Origin of the sequence: Ketobacter sp. (assembly GCF_003671495.1) — a bacterium.
Classification (GTDB): Bacteria; Pseudomonadota; Gammaproteobacteria; order Pseudomonadales; family Ketobacteraceae; genus Ketobacter.
Genome location: NZ_RCHN01000021.1, coordinates 13,497 through 34,814, shown reverse-complemented (window position 1 = coordinate 34,814; position 21,318 = coordinate 13,497). Strand labels below are relative to the sequence as shown.

Here is a 21,318-nt window from a genome sequence, read left to right as displayed (position 1 = left end):
TGGAGGCGACTCTATCAGCCACACCCCGGCACACGAGTCGCCTGCTACCGTTGCTCCCTTCCGGGCCTGGCGGGGTTCACAGGTTATCGTTGCGAGGGGACCAATAGAGCCACCATTGCAAGGTGGGCGATTATTCCTTATTTCGTGACCCATTTCAAGGCAAGCATTTGAAGTAACAGTATTTTGCAGCGGATACGCTAGAATTAGGAAAACCCGAAGCGGAGGATACCCCTGTGAAAATGCTGACTCGACCAACCTTGATGGCCCTGCTGCTATTGGTGACCAGCACGCTGGTACAGGCTTCCGGTAACTGGACCAACGAAACCCTCGACGGCACCCTGATGGCCATCACGCCGCTTTACAAACTGCAGGTCTATCAGATTGAACGAGCCAACGAGGCGGTCTGGGGCAAGATCAACATTCCAGTGCAGGCAGATCAGCTACCGGAGCTGCATAAACACCGCAAATCGCCCAACTTTCCTTTCATCGACGTGGGTGTGGAGGTGGACAAGTACTATCGCACCGCCCAGGGCCACATCCACGATGACCGGAATCTGGTGACGGTAGAGATCGACCGCCGCCATTGGGATGGTCTCAAGAAAGGCAGCCAGCTGATCATCAGCCTGCCGGACGGCACCCAGTTGAAGGAAAGCCTGCGCGGGTCCGGAGCCGCTCTACGCACCATCGAGCGTCGCTGATCTGCTTTACCTCTGTGGCCGACATCAATCGGCCACATGGGTCTCCACAAAGTCCAGGATTCGATTGGCCACCTGATTCTGATGCAAGGTCGGCAGGTTCACCGTGGCAAACATCGGGTCCAGATGGGACTGACCTTCCAACTGCACCACCTCCAGCAAGCGATCCGGCTCATCGGGCATGGGGAACGAAAGCCCGCCGCCTTTGGCCATCAGCAACAAAGTAGGTACCTGTTTATAGGCCTGCTTGAAGTAAGTATTAATACCGTATTGAGGTGCATAGGACTGGCTGGCGGCATCAATGTCCACCACGATGCGCACCGGGAAATACCACTCCGTTAAATTGGTTTCGCCGATGTAAAGGGCCCGTACAAAGTCCTCCATACGCACCATTTCCTCGCTCAGGCGGGTGTATTCATAGCGGCCTTCCTGGTCCGTATAGCTGGCATCAGCCTCAGATCCGATTTCATCCATATCCGCCCAGCTGTACAGCGGCCCCTGCCCCAGGCTGCGGCGATCCGGGCCTGCGTCCGCGGCAATGTGTTGTTGTTTGGGCCCCGACACCGCGTTCACCAGATCCCCCAGGATGGGGATACTGCGCATCAGGTTGAAGAACGGGGATTTCGGCACCACCGCGCCACCGTGCAGGTGGCCCAGGCTGATCTGCAAAAAGCTCAGGATGGAAAAGTGGTCGTCGAACATCAGCCCCACCTGGGCCTCGTTGGTATAACGGAAATCCTCAATAAACGGACCCCAGGCATAGTTGTTGGCATCCCGGGTATGGAAGAAGCGGAACAGGTTTTTCAACACCGGTGATTTCGGCAAGCGGTCCAGCACCTGGCTTTCCTCATCCGGGCCCTTGGCCGCCAGGATGCCCACGGCTTCCGGCAGCGCAATGGCCTCGGCGCTGAACACCAACGGAATATTGATGTTCTTGGGCAACACGCCGGTTTCGATCCAGCGCAACAGGCGGCGATAACCGGCGTCAGGGTCCGTATCCCCTTCGGCGTTGGCTTCGGCCGTGGCCTGTGCCAGCGCGCCCTGGGCATCCATCACCGACACACTGGCGGAAGAGGCGCCCACGGCGTCCGCCACCGAGCCGATGGTGGTATCAAAGCCAATGGCCCCGGCCACCAGGTTGGCACCCTGGTCGTCCGTGGTTGCCGGATCGCCATCCAGATCCCAGGCCAGGAACATGGAGGTGTGCGCCCCACCCAGGGAATGTCCACCCACAAAGACCTTACGGCGACTGACCGCCGGGTCCGGAATCATGGCGCGGATCACTGCGTACATATCCTCGGTGGACTGCTGCATACCGAAGTTCAGCAGGAACGGCATATCGCGCCCCTTGAGAAAACCCTGGAAGGTTTTGCCATCAATGGGCTGGTCGAAATAGTAGTACCCCAGGATCAGGTCTTCCGCCTCCTGGGTGGTAGCGGCCTGCTCCGCTGCCTGCATGCCGGTGAGGTCTTCCAGGCAGTTGGCGCGCCGGTCCAGGGCCCAGATTTCCAGGTTCTGATCACGCTGGGTCTTTGCCATATACACCAGTTGCCGGCCGATGTACTCAAACCCATTGGCCCCTTCCAATATGCCCGGCACCAGCAGAACCGCCGCATCAGCAGACGCCGCATCGGCTGAGTCCCTGGGTTTGAAGCGCAGGAAGTTCACATCCCGGCACGGCTCAGGCAACAGGGGGTCGTCAATCTCATGGATAGCAGGCACCGATTCATAGGTGACCGATACCACCGCCGCCACCTGTTCATCGCTCCACAATGGTTGAACTTTGTCGTGTTTGGCTTCCGGAATCGGCCCGTCGGGGCTGTAACAGCCCGTCACCAGCAGGACCAGACCGGCGCTGAATCGCCAGCACTTAGGCAGTTTCATCCTTGTTCTCCTGTGCAGTTTGTTCTTGTTATGGGTTTTTGGATTTATAGCGCAGTTGCCACAGGCTTGGATTGTGTATTCCGGTCATCTTCAGGCATAAAAAAACCGCTCACCCGAAGGCAAGCGGTTTGCTGGTGGCTGGCGGGTACAGCGGGATCAGGAGTTGGTTTTGCCCCAGGTGTCCCGCAGCGTAACGGTGCGGTTGAACACCAGTTTATCTGCTGTGCTGTCCGCGCTGTCGAGCACGAAATACCCCTCCCGTTCAAACTGATAGGGCAGATCCGGGGAGGCGGTGGCCAGGGAGGGCTCCGCATAGGCACCACTCTTCACCGTCAGCGAATCGGGGTTGATGTGGTCCAGGAAGCCGGTGCCATCTTTGGTGGCGTCCGGGCTTTCATGGGTGAAGAGGCGGTCATACAGGCGCACCTCCACGGGCAATGCCCTGGCGGCGGATACCCAGTGAATCACCCCTTTTACCTTACGCCCTTCCGGGTTGCGGCCCAGGGTCTGGTCATCGTAGCTGCAACGCAACTCAACCACCTCGCCCTGCCCGTTCTTGATCACCTCATCACAGCGGATCACATAGGCGCCGCGCAGACGCACTTCGCCCCCCGGGATCAGGCGCTTGAAGCCCTTGGGTGGCTCTTCCTCAAAATCGCTGCGGTCGATATAGAGTTCTTTGCCGAAGAAGATTTCACGCTCGCCCAGGGACTCGTCCTTGGGGTGGGACGCCACCATCAGGGATTGCTCTTCTGCGGCGGTCCAGTTTTCAATCACCACCTTGATCGGGTCCATGACACACATGGCCCGTGGCGCGTGCTTGTCCAGGTCGTCGCGAATGGCGAACTCCAGCATGCTCACGTCCACCACCCCTTCACTCTTGGTGACGCCGATCATCTCGCAGAAATTGCGGATGGAGGCCGGGGTATACCCGCGCCGTCGCATGCCGGCAATGGTGGGCATGCGGGGGTCGTCCCAGCCACTGACATGACCTTCGTCCACCAGCTGCTTGAGCTTGCGCTTGCTGGTGACCGTGTAATTCAGGTTCAGCCGGGAAAACTCGATCTGTTGCGGATGACAGGGCACATCCAGTTGATCCAGCACCCAATCGTAGAGGGGGCGGTGATCTTCAAATTCCAGGGTACAGAGGGAGTGGGTAATCTCCTCCAGGGCGTCCGACAGACAATGGGTGTAGTCGTACATGGGATAGATGCACCACTTGTCACCGGTCTGGTGGTGGTGGGCACGGCGCACCCGGTAGATCACCGGATCCCGCATGTTGATATTGGGGGACGCCATGTCGATTTTGGCCCGCAACACCGCCGTGCCGTCGGCAAATTCGCCACTGCGCATGCGTTCAAACTGCTGCAGGTTCTCTTCCACGCTGCGGCTGCGAAAGGGGCTGTCCTGGCCCGGCTCAGTCAGTGAGCCGCGCATGGCCCGGATCTGCTCAGGGGTGGACTCATCCACATAGGCTTTCTCCTGTTTGATCAGCTCCACCGCAAACTGGTACAGCTGGTCAAAATAATCCGAGGCGTAGCGTACCTCCCCATTCCACTGGAAGCCCAGCCAGGTCACGTCTTTTTTAATGGCCTCAATGTATTCCTGGCTTTCCTTCTCCGGGTTAGTGTCATCAAAACGCAGGTTACAGGTGCCGCCAAACTCCTCCCCCATGGAGAAGTTCAAGCAGATTGACTTGGCATGGCCCACGTGCAGATAGCCGTTGGGCTCCGGAGGAAAGCGGGTGGCTACCCGGCCGCCGTTCTTGCCGGCTTCCAGGTCCTTGCTGATGATCTGGCGGATAAAATGGGCGGGTTTTACTGGCTCGGTTTTGCTCATAAGGTCTCATTAATCCCATTGGATACGCCGGCTCAGGGCCGGCGGCTACACGTCTGCCGCGTAGTATAGGGGATTCGTGAGCACAACCCAACATGGCTTACATGAGGATGAAAAGGGCTAACCAGGCCTTGCCCGATCAGCCCTTGCCTGATTAGCCCTTGCCTGATTACCCCTTAATGGGAATACGCACTACGACGCCACCCATGGTGTCACCGATTTTGAAGTCAGTGCGGGGGGAGTCTTTGTGCTTGTTGTGGCAGTCCACACAGGGTGTGGCCACGGCCACGTCCGGATAGACCGCAGTGTAGTATTTCACGCCACCCAACTCTTCCTCGCCGTAGTAGTTCTTGCCGGGGTTATCGACAATGTACTGCAGACCAGTTTTCTCCACGTCGGTACGGGGGGCATTCTGTTTGTTGATGGGCCACAGGGACTGCAGCGAGTAGGTAAACGCATCGGTACGCTCAGCCACCGCTTCAGCACCAAAGCGGAACATCTGGGCTGGCAGCGGAGCGCCATTATCCAGATCTTCCCAGTGCTCATCGGGCTTGATGAAACCGGCTTCGCCGCCCAGGCGCTTGATGATCAGTTTGGTGTAATTGGCCCGGTCAGACGCCATTACCGCGAACAGGGAATCGGCCATAATCTGGGGGTCCACCCCGGCCGCCTTCTCTTCTCCTCCACATCCCGCAGTCAATGCCACCGCACCCGCCAACGCTAACGAACCCCACAGTTTAGTTGCTTTCATGGATCACTCCTTCACTCTCTCAATTGCCATTTGTATGGACTCTATGGAAACTTTGGACCGCCCCTGGAAGTTGTTGTCGATCAGCGCCGGATCCGCCAGGGAATCCAACGCGAACTGCAACCCGTGACAGTCCAGGCAGACCGATCGAACCATCTTCTCGTTCGGTCGCAGGTTATCGTTCTGGTTATGCAAGGTGTGGAACACGCCGGGTTCCTCCTCACTTTCCACCTTGGGCATATGGCAGGTAGCGCAGGTCACGCCACTGCCAGCAGGCACTTCGCCGGCCGCCTCGCGCAGCACCTGCGCATAATGGGGCGATGCCTTGTACTGATTGGTGTGACCATCGTCATGACAGCCCATGCAGGCATCCACCGAGGCACTGGTGCCCAACGAATACTCATGCGCTCCGTGACAGCTGTTACAGGTTAACGACTCCCCGTGCACATCCGCCTTGAATGGCAGTCGCCCCTGGGCCGGTGTCATCGGCGTCAGCAGTCTCGCGTCCGGCTGCATCAATGCCTTGAGGGATGGATTCAGCGGGTAGGACTCCGCCGCCTCCCGCTTCACCGCCAAACGCATACCGTGTTTGCCAATCAGGAAACCGGCCGCCTGGGGCTGATGGCAATCCACGCACACCAGCGCATCCGGTTGCGCCTTGAATTGTTCACCTTCCCCGTGACAGGCAGAGCAATTGCTGTCTTCGGTGGCATGGGCGCTGTGCAACCATTGCTTTTCGATTTCCGTCACCTGGAAAGAGGCTTCCGGATAATCCGGTGCCGGTGCCTGTTTAGGTGCTGGTTGCTGGGCATTGACATAGGCTTGCATGGCCGCAATCACCGGCGTGGCCGCCATGTCGGGTTCATCCACATGCTGCAGCAGGAAGTCTTCATACAAAGCCCGGTTATCGTGAAAATTGTGACACCCGGCTGATGCACAGGTGTCAAAGCCCATACCCTCATGGGACGGCCGGTCCTCTGCGATATCCAGATGGCAGGCCACACAGAAATCCGTTGCCAGGGTCACCCCCATGTCGCGGGTGATATCCGGCTGGTGCTCACGATGGCAGGCGACACAATAACGGGCGTCGATCTGCTCCAGCCGATCCGCGTTGCGGGGGTCGGTAAACTTGGACTTGGGGTGCGAGTCGTGGGCCGCTTTCAGTTCTTTGGCGTGGCAGCCCATACAGGCATCCTGCAATACTTCACCGCCACCGAACGGCGACTGGTGGCAGGTGCCACAGGCCAATTCGATCTGATGATGCCCATGGGAGGTTTCCCCCACCAAAAAGGTTTGCTTTTCCGGCTCCAAGAAGAGCTCGTTGGCCCAAATACCCGCCAGCGCCACCACGGCAACGGTCAGCAGGGAATAAAACAGGGTTACCTTTTTCACCACTCCCCCCAACGCACCTTCAACAGCCCCATCACAAGCCCCACAAACCCCATCAAAAGAAATACACGCTCAGTACGTGAAAGCCCAACAGCACCGGTAAAGGCCAGAACAGAATGATGTGCGCATGGGTGAACCACTGTCGCAGTTGCTTGCCGGTGTAGCCCATCTTGGTGTAGCGCTCGCCACCGATGACCAGGCCGGCAAAGGCCCCCACCAACGCCAACAGCAGAAAGTCCACCATCAGGTATTGATTGATGTTGTCACCGAGCGAAAACCCGGTATGCAAATAGAGAATCACCAGGGCCAGCACGCCAAGCACCGTGTGAATAAAACGCCACCAGGGAAAGCCCCCCAGGGTAAATTTTCTGATGCGCTTGCGCAGGGAAATAAAAATCCCTGCCACGCTGATGCCCAGCAGGGTGAAACCACTGATCTGTTTCAGCAGGGAATCCGTCCAGAACATCTCTTGCCAGGAGGCCGTTTGAAAACTGTCGGAATACACCGGGGCCGGTAACAGAAAATGGGCCACCACCAACAGCAGGCTCAACGCCACCACCGCGATCAGGGGTTTACCCGAGGCCACCACCGGTTCCGGCTCAAAAGGCGTGCCCGCCAGATCCGCCAATAACGGTTTGCAGGAACCACACACGGTGGACGCCCCCGTGCACTGGGCCAGCGCTTCCACCGTGGCGCAGCCCTGCATCTGCGCATCCACCAGGGTGCCTTTATCCACCGCCCGACAGTTGCACACAATGGCCGACGCCGGCCACTCCCGCACATGCTCAGTGTCTTCCTGGGGCCAGATCCGCCCTTCGTTTTTGAAACGACCGATCTGCCATGGGTAGATCCGTTGCTCATTCACCACTGCCTGCTGCAGGCGACTGCGCTCATCACAACGGCCAACGGCCACAAAGCCTTTGAGCCGGTTGCGCTTCAGAAACAGCTTGCGATAGTCGCCGTTGTCATTGTGGTAAGTAAGCGTCTGGTCGATCTGATTTTCGTATTCATCGCTGATCCAACCGATGGTAAAAATCGGCAGGTCCAGAATCTTCAGTTGGGTGGCGGCGATGGACCCCTGATAACTGGCGCCCCCGTCGCACAGGCGATCTGCCAGGATGGCCGCCTGTTCCAGGCCGGGGGCCAGCAGGCCATAAATTTCGCCCCGGTGCTCAGCACATTCCCCCACCGCAAACACGTTTTCCAGATTGGTACTCAGGTGATCGTCCACCTGGATGCCGCGACCGACCCTGACCCCGGCACTGCGGGCCAACTCCACATTCGGTTGAATACCGGTGGCGAAGATCACGGTGTCACATTCGAGTTTTTGCCCATTGCGCAACTCCACCGCCTGGACACTGCGCTCACCCACCAGATTGCGCACACCGGAATTCAGGTACACCTCAATGCCATAACCTTCCAGCGTGCGCTTGAGGATGGCTCCGCCTTCCACATCCAGCTGCCGGTTCATCAGGCGATTGCTCTGATGCACCAGCACCACCTGGGTGTTGTTGCGCTGCATGGCTCGGGCGGCTTCCACCCCCAGCAGGCCACCGCCCACCACCACGGTGCGACGGGTGCGAACACTGCGTGCCATCAATTGCTGGGCATCATTCAAATCACGAAAAACATACACCCCCGGCAGATCGATTCCGCGCACGTTGGGAATCCAGGGATTGGAACCGGTGGCAAATACCAGATGATCGAACCGGTGGGTGACGCCTCTGTCGTCCTGCAGGGAGCGCTTTCCTGCATCAATCTGCAGCACACGCCGGTTCAGAAAGTGGAAGTGGTCGCGGTCGTCGCGGATTTCCGGGAACAGGATGTCGTTGTAACGGACCTCCCCCGCCACCAGAGAAGAAAGCTGTATACGATTGTACGGCCGCCAGGGCTCATCACCGAACAACTTGATCACACCAGGGTAGCCCCGGTTAATCAACTCGTGGGCGAACTGCACCCCCACCGGGCCACTGCCGATGATGACCAGAATCTTACGATGTTCCGACCCGGGCGTTACTTCGGATGTCTCTGCAGACGCTTCCACCCAGGGCGTTTTCAATTGAGGCTCGGCCATGACAACTCGCTATCACTGTTTGCTGGAGTCATCACTACAAGAGCTGTGCCAAATGTAGAAAACGCGCTATTTATCAGCGCAGAACCACAAAACGCACCTAATGGACGCAGCATGCACCAAGCAATTCACCAAAACAGTTCAAAAATAAAAGATGGCGAAAATCCTTCCCGCCACATCACGACCGAATATGATTCATGAAAAAGCGCAAAGGCACCGGTAAGGTGCCATCTGTGCTTTCAGAAGGTGGAGCGGATGCTGATTTCAGCCACCATCACGGAGAGCTCCGTCTTCATGTCGTAGCCGGCATAAGGGTTGTAGATGAAGTTATCGATGGCCGTGGACGTGGCGTTGGTGCTGCTATCGGCGGGAATGCGTTGCTCGGAATGGAGGTACCCCAAAGCGCCTTCAATGTAGGTGTCCTGCGACCAATGGTAGGAAAAGCCGGTGGAATAGAGCGTGGTGTCCCCGATGGGAATGAAAAGATCCCGTTTATCATCGGGAATGGAATCCCCCCGGGGCTCATAACCAACCCGCAAGGCCAGGCGCCGGGTGTACTGGTACTCAAAGCCGATGGCCCAGGTCCACACACTTTCATACCCCCGCGGCAGCAGCAAACCATCCGCCCCGATGGCGCCGCCGGTGGTGCCCTGATCCATCAGGTCGACGATGGCACCCAGCACCCCCAGAAACTGCGCCGGCTGCTCGAACTCAATATTCCAGGCATCCCACACCGCCGTATCGGTCCATTTAAGATCGATATTGGCTTTAAGGCGCGGGGTAACCCGGATCGAGGCCCCAACGGAAACGTGTTGCGGGTACTCCAGCACCAGGCTGGCGGGCGTTTCATCCACCGAGATTTCATTCACCCCGATGCCCCGCGCCAGCATGCCCACGACCGTGGGATTCTGCGCCAGGTTGTTCACAAACCCCTGCACCCCGGGGGAATACTCAATGCGTACGTCACCGTCGATGCGGTCACGGGCACCGCTCATGTACACCATGCCCAGATTGAGCCAGGGCGCCACCTCCCACAGCAGGCCCACATTAAACGTGGTGGACAGCGGTCGCTCAAACTCGGATTCGATGTGCGCCATCGCCTGAAAGGGAGATAGCCGGGATGGGTCAGACAGATTCTGAGGGCAAATAATGTCGTTGAGTGGGTTATGGATAATGCTGCCATCGTCGGCAAAACAGCCACCCTGTTGCAGGGTATCAAAGGCGCCGAAGGTGAAATTCGGTAATCGCATATCGAAATTCAACCCCACCCCTACATAGGAAAAATTCAATGCTGCGCCGACGTACAGCCTGTCACTGAAACGGTAGCCCACCGCGGGGGAGAAATAGGTCAGGCGGGTGATGCCCACCTCCTCGCCGGAATAGATACCCGGATCGTCCGGCGCCCGGTTCAGGCCCAACAGCATGGGCGCAAATACCCCGGTGGCCAACACCATCTCCTTATCTTCCACTTCGTAACTGGCACCCCCCAGGGCGGCCACCAGCGCCGGTATCTCCGTCAGCCCCAAAAACGGCAGCATCACCGAGGTACCGTCCACCTCACTGGTCTGACCATTGACCACCGGATCGGCCAACACCTGCGGAAACTGCGCAAACGCCGACTGCAGTTGCGACCCGGGGGTGAATTCCGCCTCCAGAGCGAGATCCCCGGCAATGCCCTTGAGCTCGTACTGACGCCCCCTGAGCAGGGCCAGCCCGGCGGGGTTGAAATGGATGGCATCAATACCGGGCGGATCCGCTGTCACCGCATTGCCCAGGGCCAGGGCCTTGGGATTGCCAATGAATATGTTCTGCGCCAACTGGGAATAGCCGGTAAGCGGCAGCAAACAGAACAGCACTGCAGCACTGAGCTGCAGTGCAATGGGAGGAGCGATTGGGAGCATGGATCAAAACATCCGAAAGCAAAAATATTCGTTTAGTTTATTTTCGAACATTATATTTTCGTTTTTGACTTCTACTCAACCGGTTTTTAGTTTATTTTGTGTCCACTCGAACAAGGCAGCACCCCAAACGAAAACAATTACAACACTTCGCGCAGGAACGAACTCAATGGCAACCCAACGCCCAACCGACCGCGCCGTCCGGCTGATCCGGATATCGCTTCCAACACACAGGTTCCTGGCCGCACTCTGCTGGGCCGCCTTCGGGCTGGCGGGCTGCAGTACCATCCCCACCACCGGCCCGGCAGAATTGCACGCCAATGGCGCTATCGCGGCGGACTATTATGACGTCGCCATCACCACCCATGACGGCCAATCCCTGCGGGCCACCGTGTTCCAACCCACGCTGAAGCCCGGGCAAAGCGCGCCTATGGTCCTGCACAGTCACGGTTTTGGGGTGTTTCGCATGTCCGCACCCATCAGCGTGTACGGCCAAATGGTGTTCAGCGGTGAGGCGGCCCTGGCGGCCTGGCGTGCCGGTTACTGGGTGGTGAGTTACGATCAACGGGGCCACGGCGACAGTGAAGGCACCAACCGCCTGATGTCACCGCAGCATGAGGTCCGTGACCTGAGCACGGTGATCGACTGGTCCCTGGAAAACCTGGTGCGCATCAGCCGCGACCAGGGCCATGACCCCAGGGTCGCCACCATCGGCGAGAGCTACAGCGGCGGGGCCATGTTGTTGGCCGCCCGGGTGGAACCCAGAATCGACGCCATGATCCCCATCACCACCTGGTTTGACTTCCCCGGCAGCCTGGCCCCGAATCAGGTACCTAAGAGCGGCTGGTTATCCACCTTGTTGCTGGTCAGCAACACCCTGAACCCCGGTTCCATGGACCCCATCATCAATAACTCCTATTGGCAGGCCAGGGACGGCAAACTTGGGCCGGAAATTGAGGCCTACCTGCAAGCCCGCTCGCCCAAAACCTATTGCAACGATTACCGGCAGGTCCAGGCGGACACACTGTTGATACAGGGCTTCCGGGATGTGGCTTTCCCCCTGAATGAGGCCCTCGGCAATCTGGAATGCCTGCGCCAGAGCGGCCGTGATGTACGCCTGATCGGCACCCAGGGCGGACACCTGCTGCCGTTTACCCAATGGTCGTTTCCCACCCCCGGGTATGAGGTGGAAGCCGAGGTGCATTGCGGGGAACACACTCTGGAACTGGTGCCCATGGTGGTGAGCTGGCTGGACGCCAAACTCAGGGATCGGCCGGAAGCGGCAGCCCACATTCCCGCACTGTGCCTGACCCAGGACTACGACCGCGGCATCGTGCTGGAGCATTTCCCTCGAGGCGGGCCGTCCTTCAGCATTGCCCCAACCCGGATTCATTCCGGCTTCACCGGTTTCTTCGAATCCCCCCTCTGGCCCGTGGAACGCTTCTTCGGCTGGTTTACCCCACGCGCCCGCAACCCGCAGCTGGATGGGCACGGCGGTGACGGCACCCTGCGGCCAGCGTTCACCCCGCTGTATGTGGCCAAATCCGAAACGGACCTGGTGGGCATTCCCCTGTTTCAAGGGCACCTGGCCTCACCGGAACCTGACCCGATGGTTTTTCTCGGCATTGCAGTGAAGCGGGCCAGGGGCCGTTACTACGAACTCATCAGCGATCAGGTGACCCCCTTGCGCGGGGTGGGCGACCACAACGTCGAACTGATGGCCATCAGCACCCACCTGGAGGCGGGCGACGTGGTGGGCAGCTGGCTGTTCGGCTATCACAACCAATACCGGTTCAGCCATACGGGATGGTTGATGGAAGCCACCGTGGAAGGGTTGATACAGCTCCCGCTGCAGCAAAAGAATCCGAAGCTCATTAGTTCCCGCAACCAAATGAAACATTGATTTATGTGCAATGCGTTGGTTTTGTTCTGCTTCTCTCCTATAATACGCCCGTTTGAATTAGCGGGCGCCCCCCACATTTGCTTGGGGCCATCCTAAGTTTGGGCCAGATTTAGGCCGCCCTTCCTGTTTATCCATAGGCTTGCCAGAGGAGACACGCTATGGAACGTGAATCGATGGAATATGATGTAGTCATCGTTGGTGCGGGTCCCGCCGGACTGTCGACTGCATGCAAACTGAAACAGCTCAACGAAGAAATCACCGTGTGTGTGGTTGAGAAAGGTTCCGAGGTGGGTGCCCATATCCTGTCCGGTGCCGTCATCGAGCCCCGTGCCATGGATGAGCTGTTCCCCAACTGGAAAGAACTGGGCGCGCCTCTCAATGTTCCCGTCAAAGGTGACGAGGTGTACTTCCTCACCAGCGACACCAAAGCCTCCAAGGTTCCTCACTTCGGCATTCCCAAACCCATGCACAATGACGGCAACTACATCGTCAGCCTGGGTAACGTGTGCCGCTGGCTGGGCGAACAGGCGGAAGGCCTGGGCGTAGAGATCTACCCCGGTTTTGCCGCCGCCGAAGTGCTGTTCCATGAAGACGGCCGCGTTAAAGGTGTGGCCACCGGTGACATGGGCGTATCCCACTCCGGCGAGCAGAAAGCCAGCTACCAGCCCGGCTTTGAACTGCACGCCAAGTACACCATCTTTTCGGAAGGTTGCCGCGGCCACCTGGGCAAAGAACTGATCAAGAAATTCAACCTGGATGCCGGCAAAGATCCGCAACACTACGGTATCGGCATCAAGGAACTGTGGGACATCGATCCCGCCAAACACCAGGAAGGTCTGGTGGTACACGGTGCTGGCTGGCCCTTGGCTGAGAACGGCGCCACCGGCGGATTTTTCCTGTACCACACCGAAAACAACCAGGTGGTGGTGGGTCTGATCACTGACCTGAATTACGACAATCCCTACCTGAGCCCGTTCGACGAATTCCAGCGCATGAAGCATCATCCGCTGTTCGCCGACACCCTGGAAGGCGGCAAGCGCGTTTCCTACGGAGCCCGTGCGGTGATCAAGGGTGGTCTGCACTCGCTGCCCAAAATGACCTTCCCCGGCGGCCTGCTGATCGGTTGCGATGCTGGCACCCTGAACTTCAGCAAGATCAAAGGCACCCACACCGCCATGAAGAGCGGTATGCTGGCAGCCGAAGCCATCGCAGAAGGCCTGGCGCAAGAGAACGCACCGGCCGAACTCACGGGCTTCACCACCAAGTTCGAAAGCTCCTGGGTCTACGATGAGCTGTTCCGCAGCCGTAATTTCGGTGCCGCAATGCACAAGTTCGGCACCTTCATCGGGGCTGCGTTCAACTTTATCGACCAGAACATTTTCAACGGCAAACTGCCGGTGAACCTGCACGACACCACCCCCGATTACGCGTGCATCAAACCAGCGGCCAACTTCTCCCCCATCAACTACCCCAAGCCGGATGGCAAACTGAGCTTCGACAAGCTGGGTTCCGTGTTCCTGTCGAACACCAACCATGAAGAAGACCAGCCCTGTCACCTGAAACTGGCTGATGCGGACATTCCCATCAAGGTGAACCTGGAGAAATGGGCCGAGCCGGCGCAACGTTATTGCCCGGCGGGTGTTTACGAAGTGATGGACAACGAAGACGGCAGCAAGCGTTTCCAGATCAACGCCCAGAACTGCGTACACTGCAAAACCTGTGATATCAAGGACCCAAGCCAGAACATCACCTGGGTGGTTCCCGAAGGTACCGGCGGCCCCAATTACCCCAATATGTAATGGGTAAACCCGCAACCAAAAGAGCAGGCTTGTAGCCTGCTCTTTTGGTTTGTGCCGAGGGTGTTTGCTGATTGTTTCCGCCTAAAAACGCCCCAGACTATAGTGCTCTCCGGCACTGGTGATGAACAGCTCGTTACTGGTACCCTCCTTTACCTCCGCCTGATCCACCAGCTGGTAAAACACATTGCGGGAAATCAGCGCTTCCAGATTCTTGCGCACCAGAATATAGGGCGAAGGTTCACCGCTCTCGGCGTCCACCTCCACCCGAATCGGATGCTGCGGGCCGGCAATCACCTTGTCGCCCACATTGGTTTCAAATTGCAGGGCCGGGCCCTCGGCACCGTCCAGGGTTTCCACCAATACCGCCACAAACGGAGCGTCCTCAACCTGGATGCGGTACTTTTCCACCGGCGTCACCAGGAAGTATTCATCGCCTTCCCGCAACAAAATGGTGGCAAACAGATTCACCAGAGCCTGCCGCTTGATCTCGGAGCCCAGGTAGAACCAGCGGCCGTCCCGTTGAATCCGCATATCCAGATCGCCGCTGAACGGTGGATTCCACTGCTCCAGTGGCGGCAGTTTGCGTTCTCCCTGACCGGGCACATTCACCTTTCCGGCCAAATCATTCAGATTCAATTTATCTTTCATGAGATTCCTGTTGGGTGTTGTCGGTTCAACCATCGCGCGAGTATGGATTTCAATTCCTCTGTCCGGAAGGGCTTGGAAACATAATCGTCCATACCAGCACGAATACATTCCTCCCGGTCACCGGCCAGGGCATGAGCGGTCATGGCCACTATGGGAATATGGCGCCCGCGGGAGCGCTGTTCATTTTCCCGAATGCGACGGGTGGCCTGATAGCCGTCCAGCACCGGCATCTGGCAGTCCATAAAGATCAGGTCATAGTGCTCGCGATTGAGCATTTCCAGGGCCGCAGCGCCGTTCTCCGCCACATGCACATCAAACCCCAGCCGTTCCAGACGGCCGCGGGCCACCTGCTGATTCACCGGGTTATCCTCCACCACCAGCAGGCGCCGATTCTGTAGCGCAATCACCTTGCCTTCACTGAGTTCGACCGTATCCCGGCTTATTTTCTCCCCAACGGCATCATCCAATGCGGCCAGCAACCGGTCATAGCGCAGGGGCTTCACCACAAAGGTGTGCTGCAGGCGCTCCTCTGCCGTCAGCAAATGGCGCTGGTGCGTGGTGCCACACACCAGGATCTGCCCGTTGCCAAAGCGCTGGCTCAGCAGCTTGGCCGTGAGCATGGGGCGCACCACTTCGACCCCGGCATTCAGGCTCAGGATCACACCATGATAATCCCGCTCCCGGGATTCCAGTCGGCCGACAAAACTTTCCGTATCGGCAACCGCGTCGGTTTTGGCCCCCATGGCCCCCAGGTAGGAGGCAAAACTGGATTGCGCCGCCCGACTGGGTTCCAACAGCAGAAAACGGGCAGACTCCGGCTCGATCCAGCGCTTGCTCTCACTGGCTTCCTCCTGCCCTTGAAAATACACTTCAAACCAGAAGGTGCTGCCGCTGCCAAATTCGCTGTGCACCCCGATCTGGCCTTCCATCAAACGGGTCAGTTGTTTGCACAGGGCCAGGCCCAAACCCGTACCGCCGTATTCGCGGGTAGTGGATGGGTCTGCCTGGGAAAACTTTTCGAAGATCACCTCGGCCACCTCATCCTTGATGCCCACCCCGGTATCGCAGACCTCAAAGCGATAACGCTTGCGCGCACCGAAATCCCCCACCAGGCGGAAGGTCACCAGCACATGGCCGCTCTGGGTAAACTTGATGGCGTTGCCCACCAGGTTCAACATCAATTGCTTGAACCGAACCGGATCGCCGATGACCTGGGTGGGGGTGGATGGGGTCCAGTCCAAGGCCAGTTCCAAGCCTTTGCCCTGGGCGGATTCCGCCACAATGGTGAAGACTTCCTCCAGGCTCCTGCGCAAGTCGAAAGGGATCGACTCCAGCACCAATTTACCCTGCTCGATTTTGGACAGATCCAGCACGTTGTTGATCAGTTCCAGCAACACATGACCAGAATCATAAGCCACGCCCAGGTACTCGCGCTGCTCCTCATTCAGTTCGGTGTCCTGCAACAACGACAGCATACCCAACACACCATTCATGGGTGTTCGCAGCTCGTGACTCATATTGGCCAGGAAATGAGCCTTGGAACGGGCACTGGCTTCGGCGATGCGCTTGTTCTCTTCCGAGATGCGAATGGCCCGGTTGGCCTGCTGCAGGGCTTTTACGGTTTTCTCGAGGTTCTCATTGGTAATGCGCAGTTCGTGGGTACGCTCCTGGACTTCGGCCTCCAGCTTCAGATGCTGTTTGCTGAGCTCCGCGTCCCGCTCCCCGATGGCCTGCAACATGTCATTAAAGGCCTCCGCCAGCTCACCCAGCTCATCGTGCGCACTGCCCTCTACCCGAACGGTGTAGTTGCCCTCGTCCCCCACAGTTTTGACAGCATTGAGAACCTTCTGTATGGGCTCGGTAATCAGCACAATCATGCGGCGGATGATCAACAGGGAAATCAGCAGCGCGCACAGAAACACGCTGGCAAATATCCAGGTGCCCTGCCCGTCGCCGGCATTCATGCCCTCCAGTGAGGAATGTACGAACAAGCCACCCTGCAGGTTCTCCCCGTAGGGAATACGCACAAACAAAAACACGCCCTGACGGGAAAACACCACGGAGCTGGTGCTATCCTCCGGCCACTGCAGGCGACCGCCGTACAGGTAGGCGTACTCAGTTTCCTCAAGGGGCCGTTGCTGCCGATTGAAATACGCCAGCACGCGGCGCTGCTGATCGAACAGGATGACCTCGATGATGCCCTGGTTCAGGGCGCTGGCATTGAGTATGGTTTGGGCCTGGTCCGCATTATTCGCATCCAGCGTCGGAGCAAGAACCCGGGCCAGGAATTGACTGTGTTCACGCAGGTCGTCGATGAAAAGATTGCGATGCTCGGCGCGCTCGGAAAAAATAAAAAACAACAATGCCGAGCTCAATGCAGACATGACGACCACCAGATTGATCAGCACCAGCTTGTTGGCCACCGATAATCGATCGAACACCTGCTTCACATGCAATCCCCCGCCCAAGCGGCGAAGATGAAAAACGCTGAGTACATCCCTGACACCCAAATTGGTCGCTTGAAATTATGGTTTTACTGCAGGCTTAGTGTTACTGGACACGCTGTAGAACAGCTGCATCTCTGTCGATGTAAAACAACATCTGTAAAAAAGTATCTGTAAAACAATAGGACAACACAATCTTAACACCAATGAATGTTAAGTGCACAACACTAATAGCGTCCCCCGCTGGCATTCAATCGCATCACAATCATCTGACTTAATTCATCCAGTTCCTGCTGGTTATTATTATAAAAATACGCTGCCATACCCCGTTCGGAACGTGCCTGGATGGAATCCAGATGCTGTCCGGAAAGCACATCGTAAATCCCCACACTCAGCACCAGTTCCGCAGACTGTGACTCACTGGTTTGCTCGCAGGCGCCCAGGCTGGTTTTGCGGTTGCCGTCGTCGTCTTCGCATTCCTGTACCCGAATCGGTTCAATGTTGGGCCAGTTTTCGATGCGGGGATACAACAGCAACTGCGCGCCTGCAGAGCGGGCGTTTTGCAGGGCCAAAGGCAGTGACTGCGGTTCGTTTGCCACCTGGACATGGGAGAAATAACGTTTCAGGTAACGGGCCAGGCTGTCCCGCGCACTCAGATTGAGGTCAGCCACCTCTTTGCTGGAACGCCCGTCAGCGGCATAACCGATCCGGATATGATAGTGGGACGCCAACACCAGCTGCTGGTCCCGGCTCACCTGTCGGCTTCCCACCGGGGAATAACGGTCAAAGGTGGAGGTGGACGAGTTGGCCAGGTATGTCTCAGAGGAGCACGCCCCCAGCACCACACAGAGTCCAAGCAGCAGAAATCGGATCAGCACAGACGTTCTCCTCGCTATACGAATGCTTTCAGTATAGTTGAGGAGAACTCAGGTTCCGGCAGGAAAGGGTTTTATTTGCGGCGATTGCCCATGCGGATGCCCACATCCCCCAGGAAATTGAAGAAGCCTTCTTTATCCTCAATGAACTCCTGATAGAACTTGGAGTGGTACAGGGCGACGGCGCCATGCACCAGCGCCCAGGCCGCAAAGATATGAAAATACGGGGGTACGTTTTCCAGGGTGCCATCGTCGATTTTGGATTTGATCTCGCTGGCCAGTTTATCCAGGTTGCTGGCACGGATTTCGTGCAGTTTTGCCACCAGGTCGGGGCAGGACGTTCGATTGGTAAGTTTGTGCTCAAGGCGATCAAACAACGCGTATTTTTCCGGGTCTTTCATGCGGAATGAGAAATAATCCTTGGCCAGCTTGGCGCGGTCCTGGGTCTGCCCCTCATTGAGGCGGTCGAACATCTCCGCCAGCTCCTCCTCATATCGGATCATGAGCCGCAAATAGATCTCGTCCTTGGTTTCGAAGTGTTTGTAGATGGTGCCTTTGCCAATGTTCACGGCGTCTGCAATCATCTCCACGGTGACCTTGTCTTCCCCGTGGGCGATAAAGAGCTCCTGGGCCCGTTCCAGGATTTCCTCTTCACGTTTGCGAAATTCCTGTGCTTTCTGGCTGGCTTTCTGCAAATCACTCATCTACCTAGACTCCGCTACCGCAATTTGGTGCGCAATTATGCGCAATTTGAACACCATTTCCTATAACTTGGCGGCCAATATCTTCTTTTTTGAACAATTCGACCTTATAAAACAGCAGGTTGTCGGGCAACCCCGGCCCACCCCATCCGTGACCTTTGAGTCACGCCCTTTCACACTATAGACTATCCGGATAAAACAACGAGGATTCAAACCCGTGTCCAAGCGCTTGCTAGAACAGGAATTTCCCCAGGACCCAGATATCTGTTACCTCAACCATGCCGCCGTGGCGCCCTGGCCCAAACGGACGGCGGACGCGGTGCAGGCATTCGCCCGGGAGAACCTGCAGCGGGGTGCCACCGATTACCCGGTCTGGCTGCAAACCGAAAACGCGTTGCGGGCCAAACTGGCACAGATGATCGGGGCACCGTCCACCCGCAACATTGCCCTGCAGAAAAGCACCTCGGAAGGCCTGTCCGCCATCGCCTACGGCCTGGACTGGCACCCCGGGGACCGCATCGTCATCACCGACCAGGAATTCCCCAGCAATCGCATTGTATGGGAATCACTCGGGTCAAAAGGCGTGAAGGTGATCGAAGCCGGGCTCGCTGGCGAAGATCCGGAGCACAACATCATTGCCGCGTTGGACGACTCCGTGCGCCTGCTGTCGGTCAGCTCCGTGCAGTATGCTAGCGGGCTGGTGTTGGACCTGGAACGACTGGGACAAGCCTGCCGCGAGCGCAATATCCTGTTCTGTGTGGACGCCATTCAAAGCATCGGCGCCCTGCCCTTTTCCGTCACGGATTGCCAGGCGGACTTCGTGGTGGCGGATGGCCACAAATGGATGCTGGGGCCGGAGGGTCTGGCCCTGTTTTACGTCAGTGACCGCGCGTTGGATCAACTCAGCCTGAATCAGTTCGGCTGGCATATGGTGCAAGACCGGGGCAACTACGACCGCAAAACCTGGGAAATCGCCGAAGACGCCAAGCGGTTCGAGTGCGGCAGCCCCAACATGCTGGGCGCCTATGCCCTCAACGCCAGTCTGGGCTTGTTGCTGGAGTACGGACTGGATCAAGTGCACCAGGAGCTGCTGGCCAAAGTCCATTTGCTGCAGGCAGCCCTGCAACAACGCAGTGACCTGGAGCTGTTGACGGACCTGGAACGCCCACAAAGATCCGGCATTATCACTTTTCGTCACCGCAGAATTGCGCCAGAATCCTTGTTCGCCCAACTGCGGGACCAAGGGGTGGTGTGCGCTTGCCGTGGCGGCGGTGTCCGCTTCTCCCCCCATTTCTACACCCCGGACAGCGTTCTGGTGAAAGCCGTGGAACGGATCCCACAATAAACAGGGCATGCAGGCGTGAAGCAGGAGTACCATCATGCAGGTTTTTAAACAGTTTATCGCATTCATCCTGGAATGGCTGACCCGTACCGGTGAGGCAAAAGAGCATGGATTAAGCGATTTTGATCGCATCCGCGCCGAGATCCGGCCCTGTGATGTCGTGCTGGTGGAAGGCAGCAGCAAGGCAGACCGCACCATTCAGAACGTGACCCTATCCCCCTGGAGTCATGCGGCGCTTTACATCGGCCGCCCCCTGGACATTGTGGACGCGGACCTGAAAACCATCATCAGCCATTTTTTTAACGGCCCGCCGGATACCCCCCTGCTGATCGAAGCCCGCCTGGGGGAAGGCATTGTGGTCACGCCGCTGACGGAGTACGAACAGGATCACCTCCGAATCTGTCGCCCCAAAAGCCTCAGCGAAAAGGACGCCAGCCAGGTCATCCGCTTTGGTGTCAATCGTCTGGGTGCGCACAAGGGTGGCGGCTTTCTGTTTGATCTGCTCCGCTTCTTTTTCCCCTGGAGTCTGCTGCCGGCCCGCTGGCGCGGCAGCCTGTTCCGGCGCTGGGCCGGTCGCCATACCAAAAATGTCACCGCGGCCTTTGTGGCGGAGTGTTTCGGCTTCATCCAGTTTCCGGTTTACCCCCTGGTGAAGATCACCGGAGACCAGGGTGTGCAATTGCTCCGTCGGCATCCTGTACTATGCATGCCCTATGAGATCGATCAGTCGCCTAATTTCGAGATCATCAAATACCCGTTTATCGATTTCAAACTCTATGAGCAGGAAAGACTGATCCCCTGGAAAGGCAGCGGCGTCTATTCAGGGGTGGAGCAGGATCCTGCTCTTGTGTTTAAATCTAACCAGGTCGAATCGGGAGAGGATGAGCCAGTGGCCGGCACTCGTGCCGAAGCGGGTGGCGACGTCAACCAGGATGTGAAGGCTCAGGATGCCAAGCCAGACGCCAAAAAAGTCACGCCCATCAACTCACGCCAAGACCAATAGGACCGGTAAGTAAGGACGATAAGTACGCAAACTTCATACTTATTCTGAAAGCTTTGCAATTTGCTTGTTTTAATTGCTAATA

At 57.6% G+C, this 21,318-nt stretch carries 15 protein-coding genes and 1 other RNA gene; 5 read left to right on the top strand and 11 right to left on the bottom strand.

Annotated features, from left to right (window positions below):
- Positions 1–9: 9 nt before the first annotated feature.
- Positions 10–106: signal recognition particle sRNA small type (gene ffs / locus D9N14_RS11100), an RNA gene on the bottom strand.
- 133 nt (positions 107–239) lie between these two features.
- Here ffs and D9N14_RS11095 point away from each other — a divergent pair.
- Entirely contained in the window at positions 240–698 is a 459-nt protein-coding gene (locus tag D9N14_RS11095; RefSeq protein ID WP_290579577.1) for a hypothetical protein, read from the top strand.
- A 24-nt stretch (positions 699–722) separates the two neighbouring features.
- On the opposite strand, the gene D9N14_RS11090 is transcribed toward D9N14_RS11095, so the two are convergent.
- The 6 genes from D9N14_RS11090 to D9N14_RS11065 form a co-directional block, all read right to left on the bottom strand.
- Complete coding sequence (locus D9N14_RS11090) at positions 723–2,579, bottom strand: hypothetical protein (RefSeq protein ID WP_290579575.1); 1,857 nt, start codon at positions 2,577–2,579, stop codon at positions 723–725.
- A gap of 156 nt (positions 2,580–2,735) precedes the next feature.
- On the bottom strand, positions 2,736–4,418 hold the full coding sequence (locus D9N14_RS11085; RefSeq protein ID WP_290579573.1) for a glutamine--tRNA ligase/YqeY domain fusion protein: 1,683 nt from the start codon (positions 4,416–4,418) through the stop codon (positions 2,736–2,738).
- A 166-nt stretch (positions 4,419–4,584) separates the two neighbouring features.
- Positions 4,585–5,166, bottom strand: coding sequence for a DUF3365 domain-containing protein (locus D9N14_RS11080; protein WP_290579571.1), 582 nt, complete (start codon positions 5,164–5,166; stop codon positions 4,585–4,587).
- 3 nt (positions 5,167–5,169) lie between these two features.
- Positions 5,170–6,555 (bottom strand): cytochrome c3 family protein, encoded by a 1,386-nt coding sequence (locus tag D9N14_RS11075; protein WP_290579569.1) that lies wholly within the window; start codon positions 6,553–6,555, stop codon positions 5,170–5,172.
- Positions 6,556–6,607: 52 nt separating this feature from the next.
- Complete coding sequence (locus D9N14_RS11070) at positions 6,608–8,626, bottom strand: FAD-dependent oxidoreductase (protein ID WP_290579567.1); 2,019 nt, start codon at positions 8,624–8,626, stop codon at positions 6,608–6,610.
- A 236-nt stretch (positions 8,627–8,862) separates the two neighbouring features.
- The gene (locus D9N14_RS11065) at positions 8,863–10,524 is read right to left on the bottom strand and encodes an OmpP1/FadL family transporter (RefSeq protein ID WP_290579565.1); all 1,662 of its coding nucleotides are present in this window, start codon (positions 10,522–10,524) and stop codon (positions 8,863–8,865) included.
- A 166-nt stretch (positions 10,525–10,690) separates the two neighbouring features.
- Here D9N14_RS11065 and D9N14_RS11060 point away from each other — a divergent pair, with 166 nt between their 5' ends.
- Together D9N14_RS11060 and D9N14_RS11055 are read left to right on the top strand one after the other, a co-directional pair.
- The gene (locus D9N14_RS11060) at positions 10,691–12,424 is read left to right on the top strand and encodes an alpha/beta fold hydrolase (protein ID WP_290579563.1); all 1,734 of its coding nucleotides are present in this window, start codon (positions 10,691–10,693) and stop codon (positions 12,422–12,424) included.
- A 158-nt stretch (positions 12,425–12,582) separates the two neighbouring features.
- Positions 12,583–14,223, top strand: a complete 1,641-nt coding sequence (locus D9N14_RS11055; RefSeq protein WP_290579562.1) for an electron transfer flavoprotein-ubiquinone oxidoreductase — start codon at positions 12,583–12,585, stop codon at positions 14,221–14,223.
- An 81-nt stretch (positions 14,224–14,304) separates the two neighbouring features.
- Here the strand turns inward: D9N14_RS11055 and D9N14_RS11050 are convergent, their stop codons facing one another.
- The 4 genes from D9N14_RS11050 to D9N14_RS11035 form a co-directional block, all read right to left on the bottom strand.
- On the bottom strand, positions 14,305–14,871 hold the full coding sequence (locus tag D9N14_RS11050; RefSeq protein ID WP_290579560.1) for a DUF1285 domain-containing protein: 567 nt from the start codon (positions 14,869–14,871) through the stop codon (positions 14,305–14,307).
- The gene (locus tag D9N14_RS11045) at positions 14,868–17,321 is read right to left on the bottom strand and encodes a response regulator (RefSeq protein WP_290579558.1); all 2,454 of its coding nucleotides are present in this window, start codon (positions 17,319–17,321) and stop codon (positions 14,868–14,870) included. The genes D9N14_RS11050 and D9N14_RS11045 overlap by 4 nt, the downstream gene beginning before the upstream one ends.
- Before the next feature lie 221 nt (positions 17,322–17,542).
- Complete coding sequence (locus D9N14_RS11040; protein WP_290579556.1) at positions 17,543–18,193, bottom strand: DUF4823 domain-containing protein; 651 nt, start codon at positions 18,191–18,193, stop codon at positions 17,543–17,545.
- 71 nt (positions 18,194–18,264) lie between these two features.
- On the bottom strand, positions 18,265–18,885 hold the full coding sequence (locus D9N14_RS11035; RefSeq protein ID WP_317622612.1) for a TetR/AcrR family transcriptional regulator: 621 nt from the start codon (positions 18,883–18,885) through the stop codon (positions 18,265–18,267).
- Positions 18,886–19,108: 223 nt separating this feature from the next.
- Here D9N14_RS11035 and D9N14_RS11030 point away from each other — a divergent pair, with 223 nt between their 5' ends.
- Together D9N14_RS11030 and D9N14_RS11025 are read left to right on the top strand one after the other, a co-directional pair.
- A complete protein-coding gene (locus tag D9N14_RS11030; RefSeq protein ID WP_290579552.1) occupies positions 19,109–20,236 on the top strand; it encodes an aminotransferase class V-fold PLP-dependent enzyme in 1,128 nt (375 codons plus the stop codon).
- Between the two features lie 34 nt (positions 20,237–20,270).
- Positions 20,271–21,236 (top strand): hypothetical protein, encoded by a 966-nt coding sequence (locus tag D9N14_RS11025; RefSeq protein WP_290579550.1) that lies wholly within the window; start codon positions 20,271–20,273, stop codon positions 21,234–21,236.
- The last annotated feature ends 82 nt before the right edge of the window (positions 21,237–21,318 follow it).

Bases quoted from the DNA above. Each gene is read 5' to 3' on its own strand.
- D9N14_RS11095 (WP_290579577.1), top strand. From the start codon at position 240: ATGCTGACTCGACCAACCTTGATGGCCCTGCTGCTATTGGTGACCAGC.
- D9N14_RS11090 (WP_290579575.1), bottom strand. From the start codon at position 2,579: ATGAAACTGCCTAAGTGCTGGCGATTCAGCGCCGGTCTGGTCCTGCTG.
- D9N14_RS11085 (WP_290579573.1), bottom strand. From the start codon at position 4,418: ATGAGCAAAACCGAGCCAGTAAAACCCGCCCATTTTATCCGCCAGATC.
- D9N14_RS11080 (WP_290579571.1), bottom strand. From the start codon at position 5,166: ATGAAAGCAACTAAACTGTGGGGTTCGTTAGCGTTGGCGGGTGCGGTG.
- D9N14_RS11070 (WP_290579567.1), bottom strand. From the start codon at position 8,626: ATGGCCGAGCCTCAATTGAAAACGCCCTGGGTGGAAGCGTCTGCAGAG.
- D9N14_RS11065 (WP_290579565.1), bottom strand. From the start codon at position 10,524: ATGCTCCCAATCGCTCCTCCCATTGCACTGCAGCTCAGTGCTGCAGTG.
- D9N14_RS11060 (WP_290579563.1), top strand. From the start codon at position 10,691: ATGGCAACCCAACGCCCAACCGACCGCGCCGTCCGGCTGATCCGGATA.
- D9N14_RS11055 (WP_290579562.1), top strand. From the start codon at position 12,583: ATGGAACGTGAATCGATGGAATATGATGTAGTCATCGTTGGTGCGGGT.
- D9N14_RS11050 (WP_290579560.1), bottom strand. From the start codon at position 14,871: ATGAAAGATAAATTGAATCTGAATGATTTGGCCGGAAAGGTGAATGTG.
- D9N14_RS11025 (WP_290579550.1), top strand. From the start codon at position 20,271: ATGCAGGTTTTTAAACAGTTTATCGCATTCATCCTGGAATGGCTGACC.